Genomic DNA, 21,282 nt, shown 5'->3' with positions numbered 1-21,282 from the left:
CGGGGGCCGCCCCCAGCGGCCCGGCGGCGCCGGCCACCGGTCAGATCCAGCTGGTGAACCACATCCGGTCCTGCCAGTCCGACATCGGGATCACCTCCGCCGTGTAGAGCGGGAGGAAGAACGCGAAGCAGCCGACGACGGCGAAGACGATCAGCCCGGCCGTGCCCGCGCCCCAGGCGCGGCGCTTCGCCGTGCAGCCCGGCGGGCCGACGAGCGCCCCGAGCATCTGGGCCAGCGCCAGGCAGAGGAACGGCACGAGCACGACCATGTAGAAGGAGAAGATCGTGCGCTCCTGGTAGCCGAACCACGGCAGGTACACCCCGGCGACCCCGGCCAGCAGCGCCCCGGAGCGCCAGTCGCGGCGGAAGAACCAGCGCCACAGCGCGTACGCGAGCGCGAAGCAGGCCGCCCACCAGAGCAGCGGTGTGCCGAGCGCGAGGATCTGCGAGGCGCAGCCGCCGGAGGCCGTGCAGCCGCCCTGGCCCTGCGGGAGCTGCTGCCAGTACATGGAGACCGGGCGGCCCTGGACGAGCCAGCTCCACGGGTTGGACTGGTAGGTGTGGCCGGAGGTCAGCCCGGTGTTGAAGTCGTACATCTGCGCGTGGAAGTGCCACCAGCTGCGGAGCGCGGAGGGCACCCAGGTCATCGGCACCTGCGGCAGCGGGACGTCGACGACGGGGGTGCGCGGCAGGGAGATGCCGGACCGGTGGTCGGCCCAGTGGCGGCCGTAGCCGCCGTCGGTGGCGAACCAGCCCGCCCAGGAGGCGGTGTACACGAGCACGGCGGCACCGACGGTGGAGAGCAGGCCGGGCAGCAGGTCGCGGCGGAGCAGTGCGCGGGTCGGCCGGAGGGCGCCGGCGCCGCGGCGGCCGGCGCGGTCCCAGAGCAGGGTGAGCGCGGTGAGCACGAGCAGGATCTGCAGGCCGTTCCACTTCACGGCGGCGGCGCAGCCGAGCAGGGCGCCCGCGGCGATCCGCCAGGGGCGCAGGCCGAGCCGCACCTCGTCCGCGGCCCGGCCGCCCTCGGCGCGGGCGGCCGCCAGGAGGCGCCGGGTGCGGTCGCGGTCGACGAGCAGGCAGCCGAAGGCGCCGAGCACGAAGAACATGATGACGCCGTCGAGCAGGCCGACCCGGCTCATCACGAAGTGCAGGCCGTCGACGGACATCAGCAGGGCGGCCGTGCAGCCGAGGAGGGTCGAGGAGAAGAGGCGGCGGCCGATCCGCGCGAGCATCAGCACCGAGAGCGTGCCGAGCAGGGCGACCATGATCCGCCAGCCGAACGGGTGCAGGCCGAACGCCCACTCGCCGAGGGCGATCACCCACTTGCCGAGCGGCGGGTGCGCGATGAACGCCGGCTCGTCGCCGAGCGGGATGCGCTGCGGCGAGGAGAGGATCTGGTTGTTGGAGATCTCCGGCCAGACGCCTTCGTAGCCCTGGTGAAGCAGCGACCAGGCGTCCTTGGGGTAGTACGTCTCGTCGAAGACGAAGGCGTTCGGCCGGTCGAGGTCCCAGAAGCGCAGCAGCCCGGCGAAGAGGGCGACGGCGATCGGGCCGAGCCAGCCCGCGTGGCGGGCGATCAGGGGCAGCGGGCCGCGCGGGGCGGCCGCCCGGTGCGCGGCCGGCCGGCCGCCGTCCGGTGCCGCGGTGCCGGTGGCCGCCGGGTGCACGACCGGGTGCGCCATCCTCCGCCCCTCCTCGCTCCGTCTGCGGCGGGCCGCCGCGGCCGCGGGCCGACGGGCGCCGGCCCGGCTGACGCTTTGTCGCGTTTGTCGGGGAGATCCTAGCCCGGGCTTCCGGCGGGCCGGTCTATCGTGGCGGCGGTTTGACCCTCGACCTGGTCGAGGGCGCAGAGTCCTCGGCGTGGAGAGCGGCGGTATGCACAGCATCGGAGAGACGGCCCGGGCCAGCGGGCTCAGCGTCAGTGCGCTGCGGTTCTACGACGGCGCGGGCGTGTTCGGCCCGGCCCGGGTCGACCCGCAGACGGGCTACCGCTGGTACGCGCCGGAGCAGTTGGCCGACGCCCGGCTGATCGCCCGGTTGCGCCGGGTGGGCCTGCCCCTCGCGGACATCGCGCGGGTGCTGGACGGCGGTCCCGAGCAGGCGCGGACGGCGCTCGACGCCCATCTGCGCCGACTGGAGGACGGCCTGGCGGATGCGCGCCGCGAGCTCTCCACGGTCCGTACGCTGCTGGAGCTGAGGGAGCACCCGATGAGCACGACCCGACTGACCCTGCCCGCCGCCGCGCTGGCGGCCGCCCTGGACGCCGTGCGGTTCGCCGTCTGCCCGGACGACGCGCTGCCCGAGGTGGCGGGCGTCCTGTTCGAGACCCTGGACGGCGGCGCGCTGCGGCTGGTCGCCACCGACCGGTACCGGCTGGCCGTCTCGGAGGCGGCGGGCGCGGTGGAGGGGCCCGCGGTGGGTGCGGTCGCGCCGACCGCGTTCGTGGACGCGGTGCGCGCCCTGCTCGCCGGGGCCGGTGACACGGAGGCGGTGCTCACGGTGGAGGACACCCGGCTGACCGTCGAGGCGGGGGGCCGGAGTGCGGCGGCGGAGCGCGGCGACCGGGACTTCCCCGACTACCGGCCGATGCTGCGCGCCGATCCGGTGCACCGGATCGGGCTGGCGGCCGGGGAGCTGCGGGCCGGGCTCGCGGCGGTGCCGGCGCGGACGGTGCGGCGCGGGCAGGACGGCGCGGACTACCCGGTGTCGGTGCTGTCGGTCGCCGGGGACGGCGCGTTCGCCGTGGTGGACGCCGGGGACGAGGGCCCGGCGGGTGCGCTGCGGGTCCAGGTGAACCGTGACTTCCTGCTGGAGGCGGTCGAGGCGGGGGCGTCGGGGCAGCTGGTGCTGGAGCTCGGCGGGCCGATCGCGCCGCTGGCGATCCGCTTCCCCGGACGGGAGGGCACGTTCTCGCTGCTGATGCCGACCGCGCCCTGACCCCGGGCCGCGCACGGCGGCGCCCGGTGCGCACGGCGCTCCGGGCGCACCGGGCCGGGCGTCAGGCCGCCGGCCGGATGTTGTGGTTGCGGCGGAAGACGTTGCCGGGGTCGTACTCGGCCTTGACGGCGGCGAGCCGGGCGAGGTTCCCGGCCCCGACCCCGGCGAGGTCGCGCTCGGCGCCCTCGTCGCCGATGAAGTTGAGGTAGACCGCGCCGATCGACCAGGGCTTCATGTCCGCGCAGACGGCGTGCGTCCAGGCCCGGCCGCGTGCGTCGTCGGCCGGGTCCTCCCAGACGCCGAAGGGGTGCACGGCCCACGGGGCGTCCCGCCAGGGCACGGGGTAGGCGTGGTCGCCGGCGGCGATCGCGCCGCCGAGCGCGAAGACCACGTGCTGGGTGCCGGAGGGCACGATCATGTCGTCGGCGCGGGCGCAGAAGCGGCCGACGGCCTCGTCCGGGAAACCGGAGAGGTACTCCGCGGACCAGTAGTTCCGGTAGCCGGGCGGGTCGTCGAGCATGCACTGCAGGTCGGCGTACGGGATCTCGGTGATCACCTCGGCGGCGTGGCCGAGCCCGAGGAGGGGTTCGAAGAAGCGCCGGGCGTCCGCCATCGGGCCCGTCCAGGTGACCAGGACGCCGGCGGCGCGCCGCCCGACCAGGGTGGCGGGCACGAACTCCTCCGGCGGGGCGGTGAGGTAGATGAAGGCGCCGCCGGCGGCGTCGGGTGCGTCGCCCATGAGGTCGCGGTAGCGGGTCAGCACCTCGGGGCCCTTGTCGGCGTCCCAGAGCAGCAGGGCCATGGAGAAGTCCGGCAGCGGGTGCAGGCCGAAGGTGAACCGGGTGGCGATGCCGAAGTTGCTGCCGCCGCCGTGCAGGGCCCAGAAGAGCTCGGGGTTCTCCTGGGCGTCGGCGTGCACGCTCCGCCCGTCCGCGGTGACGAGGTCGACGGCGAGCAGGTTGTCGCACATCAGGCCGAAGCGGCGCTCCAGCCAGCCGGAGCCGCCGCCGAGGGTGATGCCGCCGATGCCGGTGGTGGAGACCCTGCCGCCGGTGGTGGCCAGGCCGTGGGCCTGGGTGGCGCGGTCCAGGTCTCCCATGAGGGCGCCGCCGCCGACCCGGGCGACCCGGGCGGCGGCGTCGACCTCGACGGTGTTCATCCGCCGGAGGTCGATCACGAGGCCGCCGTCGACGAGGGACTGTCCGCTGACGGAGTGCCCGCCGCCGCGGACCGCGGTCTCCAGCTCCCGGCTGCGGCCGAAGGCGAGCGCCGCGGCGATGTCGGCGGGCCCGTCGCACTGGGCGACGACGGCCGGCCGGCGGTCGATCATCGCGTTGTGGACGGTGCGCGCCTCGTCGTACCCGGGGTCGTCCGGCAGCACGAGCCGGCCGGCGAATCCGTCGGCGAGTTCCTCGGGCCGGAGCCTGTCGAGCGGGACGGAAGCCATGACGGACCCTCCTTGCAGGCCGGGGTGAGGGATCCCCTTCTTCCGAGGCTAGGCCGTACGGGTGAGGCCCGCACCCGGCGGTCCGGCCGTCAGGCCGCGGTGCCCAGGGCGGGCACCGCGGTGCGGACCGGCTCCGCGGCGCGCGGGGCGTTGTCCTGTGCGGGCGTCAGGTGGCCGCGCAGCCGGACGGCGAGCAGCACGATCAGCAGCGTGCAGGCGGCCATCGCCAGCAGGTAGAGCGGCCAGGTGCCGGCGCCGACGAGCAGCACGCCGACGGCCGGGCCGACCGCGACGGCGACCTGCTTCACCAGGGCGTGCGCGGCGTTGTAGGTGCCGAGCAGCCGGGCCGGGGCGAGGTCGGCGACGATCGGGCCGAGGGTCGGGGCGAGCAGCGACTCGCCGACGCCGAAGAGCGCGTAGACGGCGACGATCGCGACGGTCGCGGCGAGCGCGTCGGAGCGCACCAGGCCCGCCACCAGGGCGGCGGTCCAGGCACCGAGCCAGACCACGCCGGCGGCGGCCATCGCGGTGGTGCGGCGGCGGCGCTCGGTGAGCCGGACGACGACCATCTGCAGCAGCACGATGGTCAGCGCGTTGGCGCCGATCGCGAGGCCGAGCACGGACGGGTCGGTGCCGACCGTGTCGGTGGCGAACGCGGCGACGCCGGACTCGAACTGGCCGTAGCAGGTGAAGAAGATCAGTCCGACGAGCAGGCAGAGCCGCACCATGGCCTTGTCCGCGGCGACCGCGCGCAGGCCGCTCGGTCCGCCCGGGTCGGCCACCAGGGTCGGCGCGGCCTGCGGGATGCGGGCCGTGCCGGTGACGAGGGCCAGGCCGAGCAGGGTGAGCGCCTCGATGGTGAAGAGCCGGGTGAGGCTGGCCGGGTCGGCGGGGTCGACGATCTGGCCGCCGACCAGGGCGCCGATGCCCATGCCCAGGTTGACCAGGGTGAACTGCAGGGCGAAGGCCCGCGAGCGGCCGGCCCGGCCGGTGCTGCGGACGATCATGGTGGCGAGCGCGGGCTGGCAGGTGGTGACGCCCGCGCCGAAGAGGAACGACGCGAGCAGCAGGGTCGGCGTGGTGGCGGCCTGCCCGAAGGCGTACGCGCCGGCGGCGGCCAGTGCGGCCCCGGCGAGGAGCAGCGGCCGCGGGCCGTGGCGGTCGATGGCGCGGCCGCCGAAGGGCAGCACGACGAGCGCGGCGAGCGCGAAGACGGTGAACACCATCCCGGCCGCGAGCGGTCCCAGCCCCCGCACCTGGTCCACGTACACGAACATGTACGGCATCGTGAAACCGCTGCCGAACGCGCTCAGCGCGTTGCCCGCCTGGACGCGGCGCAGCGGCCCGCCCGCCCTGTCCGTCCGCCGCGTCCGCTGCTTCACCGTGCCGGTCACCGTGCACACCCCTCTGCCGCCGAGGAAGGTTGAAGCCCTCCTGCTTTAACTCCGTAAGATTTCAGAGCTAAACTCTATGAGTCCGAAGACTCAGGCGTCAAAGGCTTAACACCTGCAGGCTGCGTGGGAGAATGGCCCGCATGACCACACGCAAGGCCGGGCAGCCGGCCGCCACCGAGCTCGACATCGCCGAGCAGGTGGCCCTCTACCAGCGGGAATTCCCCACCGTGGACCCCCAGGTGGAGACGATCGTGTCCACGCTGTCCCGGCTGGTCCGGCGCATGAACGTGGCCTACAGCCGGCAGCTGGCTGTGCTGGGAATCACCTCCGCCGAGTGGGAGGTGCTCAAGGCGCTGGTCTTCGCGGGCAGCCCCTACCGGCTCGGCCCCGGCGAACTCGCCAAGCGGCTCGGCCTCACCCCGGCGGCGATGACGCACCGCATCGACCGGATGGTCGCCGACGGCCTGGTCACCCGCGACCGCGACGAGGCGAACCGGGTCCGCGTGATCATCGAACTCACCGGGACCGGCCGCAGCAAGTGGCTCGAACTCATGCGGATGGCCGCCGTCTTCGAGGCCGACCTCCTGCAGGACGTGACCGGCACCGACCGCGCCCTGCTCTCCGGCATGCTCGGCCGCATGCTGCGCCGCATCGAGGAGAGCCAGCCCGACGCCCTCGGGCGCACCGAGGACCTGGACTGACCGCACCGCGCGGCACCGCCACGGAACGGGGACTGCCCCGGACGGAGGATCCGTCCGGGGCAGTCCCGTGCAGCAGTGGTGCGGTGGTGCGGTGCGGGTGTCAGCAGGCGCCGTTGTCGGTCCAGACGCCCCACTGGCCGCTGAGCGACGGGTCCTCGTTCTGGGTCCACCACTTGTTGGTGTACTTGTGGCCCTTCCAGGAGACGACGCTGCCGGCGGTCGCGTAGACCGTGGCGGCGTTCCAGCTCGGGGCGGTGCAGGTGCCGCCGGTCGGGCTGGCCGAGGTCGACGGGGAGGAGGACGGGGAGCTCGACGGCGAGGAGGACGGCGACGCCGAGGGGCTCGGCGAGGAGGAGGCGGTCGCGCTCGGCGAGGAGGTCGGGGCCGGGCAGGCCGAGGCCGAGCCGTTGGTGGCCGTCACCATCTTGTCGAAGAGCGAGGTCTGGGTGCCCAGGTCGTAGAGCGAGAAGGCGAAGGAGCCGCCGAGGCCGTTGCAGTGCGCGTAGTCCAGCTTGGCCTGGATCGACTGGGCGTTCTCACCGCTCCAGAAGGTGGTGCCGTCGTAGAAGTACGCGGCCTTCGCGGCGTCGTCCCAGTAGGTGTTGGACGCGTTGGTGACGAAGGAGCTGAGCTCCTTGTACATCTGGATGCCCGCCACGTTGCCGGACATCGCGGCGCCCGGGGCCGGCGCCGTGGCCGACTGGAAGAGGCCGTGGGTGCTGCCGGGGGTCACGCCGGTCCAGCCGCGGTAGTAGAACGGCACACCCATGTTGATCTTCTTCGCGGGGAAGCCGCCCGGGATCCCGTACTGCGGGTCGCCGACCGTCCAGGCCTTGATCGCGTTGTCGATCGAGTACTTGCCGGTGCCGCCCGGGACGGGGGTCATCGGGTCGCTCGGGTTGGTGTAGATCGGGGCCTGGTGGTTGGTCGGGCCCTGGGCGTCCCAGCCGCCGTGCATGTCGTACGTCATGACGTCGAGGAACGTCAGGTACTGGCCGAGCTTGTCGGTCTCCAGGTTCTTGATCTTGTCCTGGCCGGCGCCGACCGCCGCGGAGAGCGCGTAGGACTTGCCGTCGGCCGCACCCTGGGCGTTCAGCTGGGAGCGGAGCTCCGCGAACAGCGCGGTGTTGTTCTGCTTGTCGGCGGCGGAGGAGTGGTTGCCGGTGTGGCCGCCGCCGCCCGGGTACTCCCAGTCGATGTCGAAGCCGTCGAAGACGCCCGCGCCGCTGCCGGTGCCGCCGAAGCCGCCCTGCACGGGCAGGTTGCCCTTGATGAACATGTCGACGCAGGAGGAGACGAACTTCTTGCGGGAGGCGTCGGTGGCCGCCACGTCGGAGAAGTACTTCGAGTAGGTCCAGCCGCCGATCGACAGCAGCACCTTGAGGTTCGGGTTCTTGGCCTTGAGCTTCTTGATCTGGTTGAAGTTGCCGACCAGCGGCTGGTTCCAGGTGTCGGCCACGCCGTCCACGCTGGTCGCCGCGTCGAAGGTCTTCTGGTAGTCGGCGTACGCGTCGCCCGCGCCGTCGCCGGCGCTGCCGTTGTTCTCGTCCTGCGAGGCCGCCTTGGTGGCCTGGAAACAGGTGAGGTTGGTCGGGTCGATGTTGGCGAAGTCGTAGATCAGGTAGTCCAGCTTGGAGGCCACGCCGGTGTCCTGGACGGTCTTCAGGTAGTACGCGTTGCTGTAGATCGACCACTGGTCGAAGTACGCGACCTTGATGCCGCCCGACGTGGCGGGCGCGCCGGTCGAGTTGGTCGCGGCGGCCTGGGCGGAGCCGCCCGAGGTCAGCGCGAGCGCGCCGCCGAGCAGCAGGGAGGCGGCGGTGCCGGCCGCGAGGGCGCTGAGCCCCCGGGAGCGGCGGCGGTGGGGCCGGGGCGATTGCGGGAGGGAACGAAGCATGGCTGCGTGACTCCTGGTCGTGGGGGAGGTCCCGCCGCGCCCCGGGGGCGACCGTGCAGGTGGGACCGCACGGTCAGGGGCATGACAGGGGAATCGAACGTTGGCCTGCACAAAGGTCAGCTGCCGGGGCGCGCCGAACCGGCGCCGACGGCCCGAACCGTCGGCACCGGCCCAGGGGCTCCCTGCACCTGGCCACAAAAATGGACTAGACCAAACTCCCCGTCAAGAGCCGCCCCCTGCACTTGAGGTGCCCTTAAGGTTGCGATCGGCTGCCGCTCAGTAGCGCAACGCCCGTGCGACGGACACCTTCACGTCACCGGAGAGCGTCCGGTTGCTGCGCGCCGTGGCCTGCGCCGACGCCCCCGCCGCCACCTCCGGCACGTTCACCACGACCGTGTCGAGGCGGTTGCCGCTCGCGTCCTCGAAATCGATCTGCAGGGTGTAGCGGTAGCCCTGCGAGGCGTGGTTGGTGACCGTGATCGGCACGTCCGTACGGCCGTCGGACCCGGTCACCGGGTCACCCAGCTCGACGTCCTCGTCGGCGTCCAGACCACCCTTCACGGCGGCCACCGCCGAGGAGGCCGCCGCCTCCGCCGAGGCCACCGCGGACGCCGCGGAGGAGGCCAGACCGCTCGCGGCGGAGGCCAGTTCGGACGCCTTCGACTGCACCGCCGCGGCGGCCGACGACGCCACCGACGACGGGCTGCTGTCCGAGGAGCACCCCGCGAGCACGGCACCCCCCAGCACCACGGCGGTTCCCAGCAGGGCGGTGGAACGGATCCGGCGGTTCATGGCTGCTCCCGGTGGACGACGGCACTCGCGCACCACCCTCCGCACGACTCCCCGCCGCAGCCAGCAGAGCCGGGCGAACGGGTGACCCCGCCGCCCCGGCCCCGCCGGCATCGCCGCAGGTCGCGCCACCGGCAGCCGGTCCGGCACCGCGGCGGGCCCCTGGCACCCCCGGGGAGCCGGGGAGCGCCGGGAACCTCGCGGCGGACGGCCGGCCGGGCCGCCCCCGGCGGCGGCGCGGCAGCCCCCTCGCGAGGCGGAGGAGCCCGTCAGGACAGCCCGGAGCCCTCCTGCATGGCCGCCTGCTCGACCGCCCTGATCTCCCGCCGCCGGACGGTCTCCTGACGCCGCGCCACCACGACGGCCGCACCGGCCGCGCTCGCGCCGAACGCCACCAGGCCCACCCACGGCCGGTCCAGGGTGTGCCCGAGCGCGTGGTCGAGGGAGTAGCGGCCGGCGCCCGCCAGGCCCAGCGCGAGGCCGCAGGTGCCCAGCAGCGCCGGGTACTCGAACCCGCCGCCCTGCGCGAAGAAGCCCGCCGGGGCGTGCACCGCGATCGCGCCGGCCATCGTGCCGGCCACGACCGACCCGGCGGCGGGCGTCGCCAGGCCCAGGGCCAGCAGCGCACCGCCGCCGGCCTCCCCCAGGCCGGACGCGACGGCACTGGCCCGGGCGGGCTCGTACCCCATGTGGTCCATGGCCTGGGCGGTGCCCTCCAGCCCGCCACCACCGAACCATCCGAAGAGCTTCTGGGCGCCGTGCGCGAAGAGCACACCGCCCACGGCGGCGCGCAGGACGAACAGGCCGAGGTCCTTGCGGTGCAGACTGGTCATGATGAGCCCCTGGGTCGGTGGCGACAGGTCCCCTCCATCGCAGCCCACGGGCCGGACCCGCTCGACCCGGGAGCGCCATCCGGGCGAACCGCAGAGGAGCTCCATGGCCCTGCCCGCACCCCCCGTCTTCCACCTCGACGGCACGGAGGTCACCGGCGAGGCGGCCTTCTACGCCGCCCTCGGCGCGGCCCTGCACGCCCCGGACGGCTACTACGGCAGCAACCTGGACGCACTCGCCGACTGCCTGCGGGGCGGGTTCGGTCCGGAGCCGCCGTTCGTCCTCGTCTGGCACGCCTCCGCGCTGGCCTCCGGACGGCTGGACCGCCGGCTGCTCGTCGCCGGGCGGGAGGGCAGCTACTTCGAGGCCGTGCTGGACGTGCTGCGCGAGGGCGGCGTGACGGTACGGCTGCGCTGAACGCCCTTCCGCGGCACCGCCGGTACGGCTCCGGCGCGCCGGGGCCGACGGTCCGTTACCCAGCCGGGACACTCGGCCGGAACCGTCGCACCCGCGCCGCACGTGATCACGCCTGACAGTCCGGACCGGCCGATCAGCAGGAGCCCGCCATGAAGCAGCACCCGACCACCGCAGCCCGGGCTGCGGCGGCCGCCGCAGCCGTCCTCGCCCTCGCCCTGGGCGCCGTCGGCTGCAACGGCGACGGGACCGACGCCGCCGCGGGCACCGCGCCCGCGCAGGCCACCACGGCCGGCACCGCCGCCGCGAGCCCGGCGGGCGCCGGCCGGAGCACCGCCGGGAGCAGCACCCCGCAGGGCACCGCGAAGACGCCGGCCGCGGCCCCCACGCGGTGCCGCACCGCCGACCTGAAGGCCGACGTGCAGGTGCAGGAGGGCGGCGGCCGGGCCATGGTGATGCTGACCAACGCGAGCGGCCGCACCTGCACCGTCAAGGGCTACCTCGGCTACGGCGGGCTGGCCGCCGACAACTCCCGGGTGGACGTGGCCACCAGCCGGGTCGCGAAGCCCGGCCCTCCGGTCACCGTCACCCTCAAGCCCGGCACCACCGCCTTCTCCGGCCTCTCCTGGAGCACCTGCGACAAGGCCGACCCGACGTGCGCCGTGCTGGCGGGCGTCGTGGTCACCCCGCCGGACGAGACCACCCAGCTCACCGCCGTCCTGCTGGGCACGGACGGCAAGCCGGCCGTCCAGCTGCCGGTCTCCGCGGCGGGCTTCACCGTGGGCACGCTCCAGCCGTCCAACCAGGGCGTGCTGCTCGACTGAGCCGGCCGGCCCCGGCGGGCGGGCAGGTGGCCGGGCAGGCGGGCGGGCGGGCTCAGAAGAACGTCCGCACCAGGTCGACCACGCGCGGGTGTTCGGCGTCCGCGTCGTCCAGCACCGGGACGAGGTTCCAGCGGTCGAAGGCCGTGCACGGGTGCGAGACGCCGAGCCGGACGACGTCGCCGACCTGCACGTCGGCGCCGCGCAGGAAGCCGTGCTGGTCGTTGAGCGCCGTGACCTCCGCACCGGCCAGCGGCTTGCCGCCGCGGACCTGCTGCGGGATCGGCAGCCCGAGGTCGGCCGGCAGGTCGCGCTTGCCCGCGTCCAGCAGCGCCAGGCCCGGCTCCGGCGTGGAGAGCACCCGGGACCAGCCGTGCAGCGCCGGGCGCAGCTCCTGCCCGGCCCCCCGGCCGAACGGCGAGATGCCGCGGTAGAAGCCGTCGTCGTGCGCGAGGTAGGCGCCGGCCCGCACGACCACCCGGGTGCGGGCGTCGGCCAGCGGGGCGAGCTCCTCCGCGACCGTGTCGAAGAACGCGCTGCCGCCGGCGGTCACCCACACCTCGTCCGCGTCGTCGAGCAGGCCGTCGCCCGCCAGCTGCCGGTGGAGGTCGGCCAGACGGCGCAGGTAGGCGGTGACGGCCGCGAGCGAGGCCGGTGAGGCGTCGGGGCCGAGCGGCCCCTCGTAGCCGCTGACCCCGGCGAGGCGCAGGCCCGGGGCCGCGTGCACCGCGCGTGCCACCTCCACCGCCTCCGGCAGCGTGCGGCAGCCCGTACGGCCGCCGGGGGCGCCGAGCTCGACGCAGACGTCGACCGGGGCCGGGGCGCCGCGCAGGGCCTCGGACATCAGGGCGACGGTGCGGGGGGAGTCGGCCCAGCAGGCGAAGCGGAACGCCGGGTCGGCGGCGAGCTCGGCGGAGATCCAGCGCAGGCCGGCCGGGTCGAGGAGGGTGTTCGCGAGGTGGATGCGGCGCACGCCGAAGGCCCGGCCGACCCGCAGCTGCGGCAGGTTCGCGAGGGTGACGGCGACCGCTCCGGCGTCCAGGTGGCGCTGCCACAGGGCGGGGGCCATCGAGGTCTTGCCGTGCGGCGCGAGGCCGACCCCGGCCTGGGCGCACCAGGCGGCCATGGTGCGGAGGTTGTGGTCGAGCGCGGTGTCGTCCAGGGTGAGCAGCGGGGTGCCGAGGGAGTCCAGGGCGGGGCGGTCGGCGAGGAACTCGGCGACGGTGCTGCCCCATGCCTCGGCCGGGACGGCCTTGAACCGGAAGTCGAGCCGCTCCCCGGCGAGTTCGGCCACCCTGGCCCGGTCGATCAGCTCCATCGGTCCCTGCCGCCCTTCGTGCGCGTGCCGCGCGCGGCCGCGCGGGCTCCCGGGAAGCCTATGCCTCTCAGGGGGCGACCACGGCCCGCCACGGGACGGGACTGGAGAGGATCATCGAACTGGCGGGCTGCCCGTACGCGGCGAGGCGGTCGATGAGCTGCTCGAAGGCGACCATGCCGGACACCCCGACGAGCAGGGTGCAGCAGGCGCCGCCGGTGATCCGGTGCAGCTGGAAGACCTCCGGCCAGCGGGCCACCCCGGGGTCGCGGAGCACGCAGTGCGGGCCGTAGCACTGCATGGTGACGAGGGCCGTCACGGCGAGGCCGGCCCGGGCCGGGTCGACGTGGGCGTGGTAGCCGGTGATCACCCCGTCCGCCTCCAGCCGGCGGACGCGTTCGGCGACGGCCGGGGCGGAGAGGCGCACCCGGCGCGACAGCTCGTTGTACGACAGCCGGGCGTCGGCCTGGAGCTCGGCGAGCAGCATCCGGTCGACGGCATCCATGGTGACTCCCCGGTTTCGGGTTTGCGATCGTGAAGCGATCCTGGGTGAAGACCTTGCGTTCGCAAGGCCGGGCCACGTGATTGCAGTCCGTCGCCCCTTCAGGATCGTACGGGCGGCGCCGCACAATGGTGGCCCCCCGCGAGGAAGGGGGAGACAACAGGGCAGACCAGGAGGAAACGCCATGGGCGGCGACGCCGCGGATCGGCCGAATCTCGCGTTCGGCGCGCACGACGAGCCGGGGACGGGCACCCCGTACTCGCGCTACGTGCAGCTCGACGTGCTGCACGGCCTGCAGCAGCCGCGCAGCAAGGTGCACGCGGAGTACTCCTTCATCGTCACCACCCAGGTCATGGAACTGCTGTTCGACCTGCTGCACCGCGACTGGCAGCTCGCCCAGGGCGCCCTGCGCGAGAACGACCTGCCGGGCGCGCTCGCCGCCCTGCGCCGCGCCACGCACACCCAGGACGTGCTGATCTCCTCCTGGGACCTGCTCGCCACCATGACCCCCGGCGAGTTCACCGCCTTCCGGGAGGTGCTCGGCGAGGCGTCCGGCTTCCAGTCCGCGGCCTTCCTCAAGCTGGAGTTCCTGCTCGGCAACAAGGCCGCCACGCTGCTGCGCATGTACGAGGACAGCCCCGCCCTGCACGGCGAGCTCACCGCCGCCCTGCACGGCCCCAGCCTGTACGACGACGCGCTCGCCCTGCTCGACCGGCGCGGCGTGGCCGTGCCGCACGCCTCCGGCCCCGAGCGGCACCGGCCCAGCCCGGAGGTCGAGGAGGCCTGGCGGCGCGTCTACACCGACCCGGAGCTCGCCGGGCTCACCCCGCTCGGCGAGGCCCTGCTCGACACCGCCGAGCGCGTCACCCGATGGCGCCAGCGGCACTACTCCTCCGTCAAGCGCACCATGGGCGCCAAGCCCGGCACCGGCGGCTCCAGCGGCCTCGACTGGCTGAGGCGCTCCGCCGACCAGGACGTCTTCCCCGAGCTGTGGACCGTGAGGAACGGCCTGTGACCCCCACCCGCGCCGCGTGCGCCGCCCTCGACGCCGCCGACCCGGTCGCCGCCCTCCGCGACGAGTTCACCCTGCCCGAGGGCGTGCTCTACCTCGACGGCAACTCGCTGGGCGCGCTCCCCCGGCACACCGCCGCCCGGATCGCCGCCGTGGTCGAGCAGGAGTGGGGCCAGGGCCTCATCCGCAGCTGGAACGACGCCGGCTGGTACGCGATGCCCCGCGGCCTCGGCAACCGGATCGCCCCGCTGATCGGCGCCGCCGACGGCCAGGTCGTCGTCTGCGACTCCACCTCGGTCAACCTCTTCAAGGTGCTCGGCGCCGCCCTGCGCCTGCGCCCCGGACGCCGCACCGTGCTCGCCGAGCACGCGTCGTTCCCGACCGACCTGTACATCACCGAGGGCGTCACCGGCCTCTTCGACGGCGCCCGCACCGTGCTCCTGCCCACCGCCGCCGACCTCGACCGGCACCTCGGCGACGACACCGCCGTGGTGGTGCTCTCGCACGCCGACTACCGCACCGGCGAACTCCTCGACATGGCGGCCGTCACCGAGCGGGTGCACGCCGCGGGCGCGCTCGTCGTCTGGGACCTCTGCCACACCGCCGGTGCGCTGCCCGTCGAACTCGACCGGTGCGCGGTGGACTTCGCCGTGGGCTGCGGCTACAAGTACCTCAACGGCGGCCCGGGCGCGCCCGCCTTCCTCTACGTCGCCGAACGCCACCAGGCCGACGCCCGGCAGCCGCTCAGCGGCTGGTTCGGCCACACCCGGCCGTTCGCGTTCGAGCCCGGCTTCGAGCCCGCCGAGGGCATCGGCCGCTTCCTCACCGGCACCCCGCCGCTGCTCGGCCTGGCCGCCCTCGACGCCAGCCTCGACGTCTGGGAGAAGGCCGACCTCACCGCCCTGCGCGCCACGTCGCTGGAGCTCACCGACCTCTTCCTCGCCCTCGTCGAACCGCTCGGCCTGGAGAGCGTCACCCCGCGCGAGCACGCCCGGCGCGGCAGCCACGTCTCGCTGCGGCACCCCGACGGGTACGCGGTGATGCAGGCCCTCATCGCCCGCGGCGTGATCGGCGACTTCCGCGCACCTGACCTCATGCGCTTCGGCTTCACCCCGCTCTACCTCCGCCGCACCGACGTGTTCGACGCGGCCGCGCACCTCGCCGGGGTGCTGGCGAGCGGCGAGTGGCAGGAGGAGCGCTTCGCCCGCAAGGGCGCGGTGACCTGACGGCGCGGCGGACCCGGCCGGGCGGGCCGACGCGGCGGACGGCGCGGCTCAGCCGCCCGGCCGCGGCGGCGCGGTGAAGGCGTTCTCCAGGGAGTCCCAGGAGAGCGGCCGGCCCGGCGGGATCCGCGTCTCGTGCGCCACCTGCACGATCCTGGTCGCCAGCCGGTGCACGGCCATCTCGTACTCCGCCCGGTGCCGCGGGGTGCGCGCCAGCGCGAGCAGCCCCTCCGCCTGGTACTCCGGGCCGAGGCTGCGGTGGTTGAACCGGAGCCGGCGGGCCGCCGCCGGCTGGTCGGCGGCGGGCACCGGCATCCAGATCACCGGCACGACGCCGCTCGCCTGCACCGCCGACCGGTCCGCCGCCCGGGCGGCGCGCCGCCCGAAGCCGTACCACTCGCGGCCGCAGCGCTCGCTGGCGAAGTAGCGGGCCGAGTACAGCGGGACGAAGACCCGGCAGGTGGCGAGCGCCTCGGTGATCTGCCACCGGGACCAGCTGTCGAGCTCCGGACTGCGGTCGAGGAACCCGGGCGGCACGGCGGCCGGCAGGTCGGTCAGCTGCAGCACCTCCTCGCAGAGGTCCTGGTAGAGGCGGTCGACGGCGCGGTCGCCGGGGCCGCCGGGGTGGCTCAGGAAGAAGTAGGGTCTGGGCGGCTCCTGGCCGGACGGCTCCTTGCGGCCCGCACCGGAGTGCGAGGGCGCTGCGGACTCCACCGCGCCGCCCTGCCGCTGGGCGTTGCGGGCGAGCACCATCGGACGGCCGTCCCGGGGCGGCCAGATCCGGGTGTGCGGCGGCGTGGGCGGGGCGCCGTCCAGGGCGAGGTCGAGCAGCTGGTGCACCGTCAGCTGCGGGCTGCCCTCGGGATCGCCCGCCCGGATCGCGGCCGCCAGCCGTCCGGCCACCGAACGGTCCACCGGGTGGCGGAGGTTGACCACCTGGAAGCTCTCCGGGTCGACCGCCACCGGCCCGCCGTCGACCTGCTCCGGCGGGCCCGCGGGGTGCGCGCCGTCGAGGATCAGCAGCCGGCGCGCGGCCCGGCCCGCCGCGACGGTCTCGACCACCGCCCGCCAGTCCAGGCCCGGCCGGTGCACCCCGCCCCAGCGGCCCGCCCCGACCGCCACCCCGAGCGCGTCGCCCGACCCGAGCGGGCCGCCCACGTGCACCACCAGGGTGTCCTCCGCCTCCAGCACCGCCCGCTGCAGCGCCCGCCGGAAACCGTCCGGATCGTCCTCGCCCAGCCAGATGTGACGGCGGTCCAGGCCCACCAGGGCCGGGTCGACGAGCGCCTCGGCGAGCGCGGCCAGGTCGCGCAGCGCGGTGTACTCCTGCTCCTCCAGCACCTCGCCGGGCGCCCCGCGCGAGGTGGTGAGCAGCAGCACCGCGCGGGAGCGCTCCGGGTCGGGCAGGGCCGCGGGACGAGCCGCGGACACCGGCCCGGGGCCGCCGGGGTGCGCGGCGGGGTGCACGGTGCCGGCCCCGTCGGGGCGCGCGGCGTCCGGCCCGGGCTCCGCCTCGTCGGGGACGTCCGGGCCGGCCGGGCCGTCGGGGGCGGCGGCGGGACCGGCGGGGGTGAGCACCGGGATGCCGGTGACCCCCAGCAGCCGGGCGGCCTCCGGGCTGACCAGCGCGAACGGATGCGGCTCCAGCATCGTCACCGAGCCGTCCCCGGCGGTCTCCACCCACGCCGGGAAGGTTCCGGCCCCGGCCCGCGCCGGGTCGCCGAGCCGGCCCCCGACCCGGACGAGCACCTCCAGCGCGTGGTGCGCCGTCGACCGCGGCAGGGTCTGCAGCAGCAGCTCCCGCACGCCGGGCCGGAACGCGAAGTAGCCCGACCGGCCCGGCTGTTCGCGCAGGAGTCCGCTCACCACGACCTCCGCCAGGTACTGCGGCTGCGGGCGGGCCAGCCCGACCTGCTGCAGCAGCCGCATCACCGGCAGGGCGGGCGTCGTCAGCGCCGTCATCCCGGCCAGGGTGAACGCCTCCCGGGAGGCCGTGGCACGGAACCGCACGACCAGTTCCTCCGCGGTCAGCTCCTCCGGCACCGGCCCGGCACCGGCCGTCCCTCCGGCACCGGCCGGCGGACCGCCCAGCAGCAGCGCCGCACCCACCACCTGCCCCCGGGTCGGGGTCGCCACCAGGCGTGCCCAGTTGGCCAGCCAGTCGGCGCCCGGTTCGAGCACGGGCACGGCGGGCCCACCCCGGCCGTCCGGGACGTCGGTGAACGGCGTGAAGCCGTACGCGGCGTCCGGGGCGCCCGCCTCGGTGGCGGTGAACACGCCCGGCACGGCCGGCACCGCGGCCAGCGGCCACAGCCGTTCGGGCAGCGGCTGCACGATCGCCACCGGCAGCCGGCGGGCCAGCCGGTGGAGGGTCCGGTGCCAGCGGTCGCCGGCCGGGCCCGGCCGCCACTGCGGCCCCATGCAGTCGCTGAGCACCAGCACCGCCGAGCGGCCCTCGGTGCCGCGGCGGTGGGTGAGCCGGCCGTCGGCGAGCAGCCGGGCCGAGGTGATCTGGCGGAACGCCCCGGTCTGCTGGAAGAGCGTGCGCGCCTCACGGGCGAGCGGCCGCCACAGGCCCATCGTGGGGCCGCAGTCGAGCACCAGGTGCAGGTCGAGCCAGCGCTCGGTGCTCGGGCGCAGCACGGGCAGCCAGCGCACCGCGCCGGGGTGCCGGAGGGCCTCGGCGAGCCGGTCGGCGGTGGCCTGTTCGTCGAGCAGGCGGCGGCGGTCGTCGGGCACCTGCCGTTTCAGCGGCCGCAGGGCGCGCTGCAGCGGCAGCGGGCGGGCGAGCATCGGCGCGGCCGGGGTCGCGGCGGCGGCGGCGCGCACGGGGCGGCCGCGGTCGGCCGCGGGCAGGTGGAGGGCGGTGCGCTGCCCGCCGGTGCCGGGGCCTGGGCCGCGGTCGGGGCGGTGGCGCGGCCGCTGCCCGCCGGGCGGGCCGGCGGCCGGTCCGGCGGTGAGGGGGGTGGTGCGGGCGGCGCCGTCCGTCCCTGCTCCGCCCTCGGTCCCGCGGGCGGCCAGCCAGAGGAGTTCGGCGAGTTCGACGGGGGCGCGCCCGGCGAGGCCGAGGTCGGCGAGCAGGTCGGTGAGGCGGTCGAGGGCCGCCGGGTCAGAAGACATCGTCCTCCTGGCCGCGGCTCAGGTAGGGCATCACCTGCGCGGCGAGTGCGGCGCGGTCCGCGGCGTCGCCGAGCTCGGGGCGGGAGGTGAGGTAGATGGCGTTCAGCAGCTGGTCGGTGGCGAGTTCGCCCTCCGCGCGGCGGGCGAGGAAGACGTCGAGGATCTCGGTGACGAGCTGCCGGTCGGACTCGGGCAGGTGGGAGTGGACGATCGACTCCAGCTCGGCGCCCTCGGGCCGGCGCAGCTCCAGCACCACGCAGCGGCGCAGGAAGGCCGCGGGGAACTCGCGTTCGGCGTTGGAGGTGAGCACGGTGAACGGGAACGCCCGGCAGCGCACCCGTCCGCCGCGCACGGCGGCGCGGGTGGTGCCGTCGGCGGTGAGCACGTTCGCCTCCGGCTGCCGGGGTGCGGCCCGGACGAGTTCGTCGATCTCGTACTGCCCCTCCTCCAGGACGTGCAGCAGGTCGTTGGGCAGGTCGAGGTCGCCCTTGTCGATCTCGTCGATGAGGAGCACCCGGGGGCTGCCGTACGGCAGCAGGGCGGTGCCGAGCGGGCCGAGCCGCAGGTGCTCGTCGAGCGCGGCGTCCGGGGCGTGCGGGCCGGACCGGTCGGCGGCGTACAGGCGGGAGAGCGGGTCGTACTGGTAGAGGCCGTCGCGCAGGGTGGTGCGGCTGGTGATGTTCCAGCGCAGCACCGGGCCGAGGCCGAGTTCGCGGGCGACCGCGTAGGGGAGGCTGGACTTGCCGCCGCCGGGCGGCCCGGTGACCAGGAGGGGCCGTCTGAGGTAGAGCGCGGCGTTGACCAGCTCGACGGTCTCCGGGGTGGGCCGGAACGTCGCGGCGCGGTGCCGCGCCGGGTCGGGCACCGGGTCGGCGGGGCCGTCCGGCGGGGCCAGCAGCGGGCCGCCGTCGAAGTCGCGCCAGGGCGGCGGGGCGGGCAGCTCGGCGATGCCGTCGTGCGGCTCGGTGACGCCCCGGTAGATGCGCTTCAGCGGCATTGCTCTCCCTGCTCCTGCTCACTCGTCGGGGCCGGCGGATGTCCGGGGCCCGTCGGGGCCCGCGGCACCGGGCGGTGGTGCGGTCGGGACGCCTCGGTACGGTCGGTGGGGCCCGGGGAGGACCGCCGGGTCCTCCCAGAGCAGCACCAGGCCGGCTGCCCAGTGCCCTGCGGGGTCGGCCGCCTCTTCCGCCTCGTGCCGCAACTCCTTGATCCGGCGCGGGAGATCGGCGGGTGCGACAACGGCCAGCTCCTCCGCCAGTCTGGCAAGGAATCGCTCGTTGCGGCAGGTCCGGCCGTGCTGATGGTCGGCGGTGCAGGGCTGTTGCCGCCAGAGCACGGCGGGCGCGCCCGCGGGGAGGGCCGCGGCCAGCAGCGGTTCGTAGGGGGCGCCCCGGGGCGGGCCGGGGAAGGCGGGCACCTCGGTCCGTTCGGCGGGCCGCAGGCGGTGGTAGAGCCTTTTGGGGTCGGGCAGTTCGGTGCAGCGCAGCAGGTGCAGGCGGGTGCCGTCGAGGTTGCGCAGGGCGTCCCACTTGTGTTCGAGCTGGCGCCGGGCGGCCGGGTCGGCGCGGCGCTGGGCGTCGACGACGACGACGGCGTGGTCGGCGCCCAGCGGGCCGAAGTCGGTGCGCCGCCGGGCCCAGGTGTGCACCGGCTCGGTGAGCCAGCGGCGGGGCAGCGAGAAGACGACGAGTTCGGCGCCGTCCGGTTCCAGCAGGCCGAGTTCGTGGTCGATGCGGTCGCGGACGACCCGCTGGAGCCGGATCCGGGGCACGGTGCGGTTGTCGGCCGGGCCGATCCGGCCGTCGCGGACGGCGGAGACGGAGACGTGGAACATCGCCGGTCCGGCGCCGCTCGGCGCGATCTCGACCAGGATCGGCCGCCATCGCTCGCGCCTGCGGCGGGCGGGCACGGCGGCGGACCCGGTGTCGGCCCGGTGCTCGTCGAGCCACGCGTGGAGACCGCGGCGCAGCGCGGGGTCGGAGCTGGCGTCGGCGACGTGGTGCGCGAAGTGCACGACGGGGTGCGGGCCCTGGGGCGGTCCGCCGACCTCGGCGAGCAGGTACCAGCCGGCGTCCCAGAGGGTGACCGGGCGGCTCGGCGGGTCGGGGCAGCCGAGCGGGCCGACGGCCGTCCGGTAGAGGTCGAGCGGGTCGGCGGGCGGCGGCGCGGCGGCGAGCAGGAGGCGCAGCGCCCGGACGGCGGGAGCGGGCAGGGCGGCGCCGGTGAGCCGGTCGGAGAGCTGCGGCACGTACCGGGCGGCGGCCTCGGCGGGCAGCATCTGGCCGAGCCGGACGGCCGGGCGGGTGCGGTCGTCGGTGCCGCGCGGCATGCCGACGGTGTCGAGGGCGGCCGTCACCAGGCCGGCCACCTCGCCGGTCTCGGCGATCACGACCGGGCCGCCGCTGAATCCCGGGGAGAGCGGCATGCCGGAGCCCTCGTGCTCCAGTTGCACGAGTTCGCCGGCGATCCGGAACCCGCCGCGGGTCAGGCGGATCTCGCTGCTGAGCCCGGTGTCGTGCCCGGCCGGGAAGCCGTACGCGACGAGGGCGGGTGCGGGCGGTCCGGCCCAGCGGTGCAGCGGCGCGAACGGGGCGGGTGCGGCGACCTGCGCGGGCACCGGGTCGTGGAGCTCGAGGACGGCGACGTCGCCCGCCCCGCCGGGGAGCCGGGGCCACGGCCCGCGGAGCGTGACGGCGGCGGCGATCGGCGGCAGGTCGGGGTGGGCGACGAGCCTGACCTCGGCGCGGTCGGCGCCGTGCACGACGTGGGCGCAGGTGAGCACCTCGCGGTCGGAGATGAGGATGCCGGCGCCGGTCAGCGGCCCGGCGGGCCCGGCGGTGTCGATCCGGGCGAGCCAGCGGACGTCCTGCATCGGCACGT

General features: G+C 75.6%; 17 protein-coding genes. 6 read left to right on the top strand and 11 right to left on the bottom strand.

Translation table 11 applies throughout. The features are described from left to right. Positions 1 to 40 precede the first annotated feature (40 nt). The gene (locus tag SNE206_RS06815) at positions 41 to 1,681 is read right to left on the bottom strand and encodes a dolichyl-phosphate-mannose--protein mannosyltransferase (RefSeq protein ID WP_407912438.1); all 1,641 of its coding nucleotides are present in this window, start codon (positions 1,679 to 1,681) and stop codon (positions 41 to 43) included. Between the two features lie 193 nt (positions 1,682 to 1,874). On the opposite strand from SNE206_RS06815, the gene SNE206_RS06810 reads away from it, so the two are divergent. Beyond that, positions 1,875 to 2,936 carry a MerR family transcriptional regulator gene (locus SNE206_RS06810; protein WP_407912437.1) on the top strand — a complete coding sequence of 354 codons (1,062 nt, stop codon included), beginning with the start codon at positions 1,875 to 1,877 and terminating at the stop codon, positions 2,934 to 2,936. 61 nt (positions 2,937 to 2,997) lie between these two features. Here the strand turns inward: SNE206_RS06810 and SNE206_RS06805 are convergent, their stop codons facing one another. Then, the gene (locus SNE206_RS06805) at positions 2,998 to 4,383 is read right to left on the bottom strand and encodes an FAD-binding oxidoreductase (RefSeq protein ID WP_407912436.1); all 1,386 of its coding nucleotides are present in this window, start codon (positions 4,381 to 4,383) and stop codon (positions 2,998 to 3,000) included. An 89-nt stretch (positions 4,384 to 4,472) separates the two neighbouring features. After that, entirely contained in the window at positions 4,473 to 5,777 is a 1,305-nt protein-coding gene (locus SNE206_RS06800) for an MFS transporter (RefSeq protein WP_407912435.1), read from the bottom strand. Between the two features lie 140 nt (positions 5,778 to 5,917). Here SNE206_RS06800 and SNE206_RS06795 point away from each other — a divergent pair, with 140 nt between their 5' ends. Then, complete coding sequence (locus SNE206_RS06795) at positions 5,918 to 6,478, top strand: MarR family winged helix-turn-helix transcriptional regulator (RefSeq protein ID WP_407912434.1); 561 nt, start codon at positions 5,918 to 5,920, stop codon at positions 6,476 to 6,478. A 100-nt stretch (positions 6,479 to 6,578) separates the two neighbouring features. On the opposite strand, the gene SNE206_RS06790 is transcribed toward SNE206_RS06795, so the two are convergent. The 3 genes from SNE206_RS06790 to SNE206_RS06780 form a co-directional block, all read right to left on the bottom strand. Further along, on the bottom strand, positions 6,579 to 8,375 hold the full coding sequence (locus SNE206_RS06790) for a glycosyl hydrolase family 18 protein (protein ID WP_407912433.1): 1,797 nt from the start codon (positions 8,373 to 8,375) through the stop codon (positions 6,579 to 6,581). Positions 8,376 to 8,651: 276 nt separating this feature from the next. Continuing rightward, positions 8,652 to 9,167 carry a hypothetical protein gene (locus SNE206_RS06785; protein ID WP_407912432.1) on the bottom strand — a complete coding sequence of 172 codons (516 nt, stop codon included), beginning with the start codon at positions 9,165 to 9,167 and terminating at the stop codon, positions 8,652 to 8,654. Between the two features lie 266 nt (positions 9,168 to 9,433). Next, a complete protein-coding gene (locus SNE206_RS06780; RefSeq protein WP_407912431.1) occupies positions 9,434 to 9,997 on the bottom strand; it encodes a DoxX family protein in 564 nt (187 codons plus the stop codon). A 103-nt stretch (positions 9,998 to 10,100) separates the two neighbouring features. Here SNE206_RS06780 and SNE206_RS06775 point away from each other — a divergent pair, with 103 nt between their 5' ends. Together SNE206_RS06775 and SNE206_RS06770 are read left to right on the top strand one after the other, a co-directional pair. Beyond that, positions 10,101 to 10,412, top strand: a complete 312-nt coding sequence (locus tag SNE206_RS06775) for a barstar family protein (protein WP_407912430.1) — start codon at positions 10,101 to 10,103, stop codon at positions 10,410 to 10,412. A 149-nt stretch (positions 10,413 to 10,561) separates the two neighbouring features. Continuing rightward, a complete protein-coding gene (locus tag SNE206_RS06770) occupies positions 10,562 to 11,233 on the top strand; it encodes a DUF4232 domain-containing protein (RefSeq protein WP_407912429.1) in 672 nt (223 codons plus the stop codon). Positions 11,234 to 11,285: 52 nt separating this feature from the next. Here SNE206_RS06770 and SNE206_RS06765 read toward each other — a convergent pair whose 3' ends face one another. Both SNE206_RS06765 and SNE206_RS06760 read right to left on the bottom strand, forming a co-directional pair. Then, positions 11,286 to 12,548, bottom strand: coding sequence for an alanine racemase (locus SNE206_RS06765; protein ID WP_407912428.1), 1,263 nt, complete (start codon positions 12,546 to 12,548; stop codon positions 11,286 to 11,288). 67 nt (positions 12,549 to 12,615) lie between these two features. Next, complete coding sequence (locus SNE206_RS06760; protein WP_407912427.1) at positions 12,616 to 13,050, bottom strand: Lrp/AsnC family transcriptional regulator; 435 nt, start codon at positions 13,048 to 13,050, stop codon at positions 12,616 to 12,618. Between the two features lie 181 nt (positions 13,051 to 13,231). On the opposite strand from SNE206_RS06760, the gene SNE206_RS06755 reads away from it, so the two are divergent. After that, entirely contained in the window at positions 13,232 to 14,062 is an 831-nt protein-coding gene (locus tag SNE206_RS06755) for a tryptophan 2,3-dioxygenase (protein WP_407912426.1), read from the top strand. Continuing rightward, positions 14,059 to 15,285, top strand: a complete 1,227-nt coding sequence (gene kynU, locus SNE206_RS06750; RefSeq protein ID WP_407912425.1) for a kynureninase — start codon at positions 14,059 to 14,061, stop codon at positions 15,283 to 15,285. Before SNE206_RS06755 ends, kynU begins: the two co-directional genes overlap by 4 nt. Before the next feature lie 48 nt (positions 15,286 to 15,333). Here the strand turns inward: kynU and SNE206_RS06745 are convergent, their stop codons facing one another. Genes SNE206_RS06745 through SNE206_RS06735 form a run of 3 tightly spaced genes read right to left on the bottom strand, consistent with a single transcriptional unit; the run spans position 15,334 to position 21,274 of the window. Then, positions 15,334 to 18,402 (bottom strand): TIR-like protein FxsC, encoded by a 3,069-nt coding sequence (locus SNE206_RS06745; protein WP_407912424.1) that lies wholly within the window; start codon positions 18,400 to 18,402, stop codon positions 15,334 to 15,336. Next, entirely contained in the window at positions 18,392 to 19,399 is a 1,008-nt protein-coding gene (locus SNE206_RS06740) for an AAA family ATPase (RefSeq protein ID WP_407912423.1), read from the bottom strand. Before SNE206_RS06740 ends, SNE206_RS06745 begins: the two co-directional genes overlap by 11 nt. Positions 19,400 to 19,417: 18 nt before the next feature. After that, complete coding sequence (locus tag SNE206_RS06735; RefSeq protein ID WP_407912479.1) at positions 19,418 to 21,274, bottom strand: trypsin-like peptidase domain-containing protein; 1,857 nt, start codon at positions 21,272 to 21,274, stop codon at positions 19,418 to 19,420. Positions 21,275 to 21,282: the final 8 nt, after the last annotated feature.

The sequence above is a fragment of the Kitasatospora sp. NE20-6 genome, assembly GCF_045862635.1.
This window is presented reverse-complemented; position numbering and strand designations above follow the sequence as displayed.